At 59.7% G+C, this 1919-nt stretch carries 4 protein-coding genes; 2 read left to right on the plus strand and 2 right to left on the minus strand.

Annotated elements, in window-relative coordinates; all coding sequences use genetic code 11:
• Positions 1 to 126, minus strand: a 126-nt coding sequence (locus tag FOY91_RS21275; RefSeq protein WP_275265971.1) for a sugar phosphate nucleotidyltransferase, incomplete at its 3' end; no start/stop codon positions are given.
• A gap of 571 nt (positions 127 to 697) precedes the next feature.
• On the opposite strand from FOY91_RS21275, the gene FOY91_RS21280 reads away from it, so the two are divergent.
• The gene (locus FOY91_RS21280; RefSeq protein ID WP_145156063.1) at positions 698 to 1147 is read left to right on the plus strand and encodes a globin domain-containing protein; all 450 of its coding nucleotides are present in this window, start codon (positions 698 to 700) and stop codon (positions 1145 to 1147) included.
• A 53-nt stretch (positions 1148 to 1200) separates the two neighbouring features.
• Positions 1201 to 1536: a TehB family protein gene (locus FOY91_RS21285; protein WP_145156065.1), complete on the plus strand. Its 336-nt coding sequence runs from the start codon at positions 1201 to 1203 to the stop codon at positions 1534 to 1536.
• On the opposite strand, the gene FOY91_RS21290 is transcribed toward FOY91_RS21285, so the two are convergent.
• Positions 1537 to 1919: transposase (locus tag FOY91_RS21290; protein WP_203234669.1), on the minus strand; the 383-nt coding region annotated here is incomplete at its 5' end. It abuts the gene before it with no gap.

A 1919-nucleotide genomic window follows, 5' to 3' on the forward strand; every position in this document is an offset into this window, starting at 1 on the left:
CACCGCATACTGGATCAGCGGCTTGTCGACGACGGGCAGCATCTCCTTGGGCACCGCCTTGGTGGCGGGCAGGAAGCGCGTGCCCATGCCGGCGACGGGAAAAATGGCCTTCCTGATGGTCTTCATGTGGTCTCCGTAGCGAGCCAGGGCGACAGATTATCCGCCGCGATTAGCCCTATAAACCGGCTAGCGAGGTTGATGAAGGACTTGCAGGAAATTCTCTATGGCCTAGTCCAAGACCTAGAACGTCAAGCTGCCATCTTCGTTGACCAAGCCTATCCAGACAGAGTATGCATCGGCATTTAAGTGAACCCCACTCAGGGCGCTTAACGTCTTGAGAACCAGCAAAATGGAAGACTTGGGTGGGTGTATACCGGTGCTGTAAAACCCAATTCGAATTTGCATCTTGCTCGGCTTGTCAGGTCCTAGCGGGGAAAAGTTCGGGGTATCGCCTTGGGCGCCAACTCCACACGCCACGTATGAAGGCACGTCTATTGGAAAACGTTCTTTGCTGAACATGCCCGGCAGTTCGTGAACGCGACAGCGTAGTGCGGAGCTGACGCCAGAGCAGCAAACTTGGGAAACGCACTCATTCCCTGTGATCGATTATACTAGCGTTGAACCCAACCCCTCATGCCAAGTATCGCCGTTTGCGATGCTGGGCCCCTGCATCGACGCGAATTCGCAAGGAGACCGCATGAGCAAGCCGTTGTCAGCCGAGACCATGGCGATCGTCAAGGCGACCGCACCCTCGCTTCAGAAGCACGGCGTCGAGATCACCAGCCGGATGTATGAGCGGCTGTTCGCTGATCCGGAGATCAGGTTCCTGTTCGACATGGCCGCGCAGGCCTCGGGCGAGCAGCCTAGGCGGCTTGCCGCCGCCATCCTCGCCTTCGCTCAGAACGTTGACAGGCTCGAGGCGATCAAGGGTGCGGTCGAGCGTATTTCGTCGAGGCACGTCGACACGCAGATCAAGCCGGAGCATTATCCCGCGGTGGCCTACGCGCTGCTGTCCGCCATCAGCGATGTCCTCGGTGAGAATGCCACCGATGAGGTGCTGAACGCCTGGGGAGAGGCCTATTTGTTCCTGTCCGACATCCTGATCGAACGCGAAGAAGCACTTCACCGCGAGAAAGAAGCGGCGTGAGTCGAAATCCCCTGAGGCTGCCCGAGGGGCTGGAAAGCTATAAGCGAACCGGCATGTTCGCCGAAACGTCCGTGCCGGCAGGGCTGCTGCGCGATCATTCGACGAAGGATGGCGTGTGGGGGCTCATTCACGTCGAGCGCGGGCAGTTGCGATACCGGATCACGGATCCCCGGCGGGAGGCGACAGAAATCCTGCTGGCCGCAGGTGCTATGCCGGGTATCGTCGAGCCAACGATCGTTCACCATGTCGAACCCGTCGGCGCGGTACTCTTCCAGGTCGAGTTCTTTCGGACGGCAGCGGGCATCATCCCGCTGTGCCGCTTCGAGGAACTGGCCGAACGCGAAAACAGGCTTCTCGCCCAGAAGATCACTTATACCAAGATTCAGTGATCAGAACCCACAGGCCCAATCACGGAGACCGAGCGACATGATGCGCCAGGGTTGTTCGACGAGCTTGTTCCAGGCGTCGCAGCAATGGTCGACGATCTCGTCGTAGGAGCCGAACACGCGGTTCGAGAGCCAGTTGTCGCGCATGAACTGCCACACGTTTTCCTGCGGATTGAGCTCCGGGCTTTTCGATGGGATCGCTACGATCGAGATGTTGGCGGGAAGCTCGAGCTTCGGCGTCAGGTGCCAGCCGGCCTGGTCCATGAGCACCACGGCGTGGGCGCCGGGGGCGACATGCAGAGCGATCTTCGCCAGGTGCAGGTTCATGGTGTCGGTGTTGCAGAACGGCAGGACGAGGCCTGCCGCCTTTCCCTCCTGCGGGCATA

The organism is Alterirhizorhabdus solaris (assembly GCF_007785815.1).
In the GTDB taxonomy this organism is placed as follows: Bacteria; Pseudomonadota; Alphaproteobacteria; order Sphingomonadales; family Sphingomonadaceae; genus Alterirhizorhabdus; species Alterirhizorhabdus solaris.

Excerpts from the sequence above, each read along its gene's own strand:
- FOY91_RS21280 (WP_145156063.1), top strand. The coding sequence starts at position 698 with ATGAGCAAGCCGTTGTCAGCCGAGACCATGGCGATCGTCAAGGCGACC.
- FOY91_RS21285 (WP_145156065.1), top strand. The coding sequence starts at position 1,201 with ATGTTCGCCGAAACGTCCGTGCCGGCAGGGCTGCTGCGCGATCATTCG.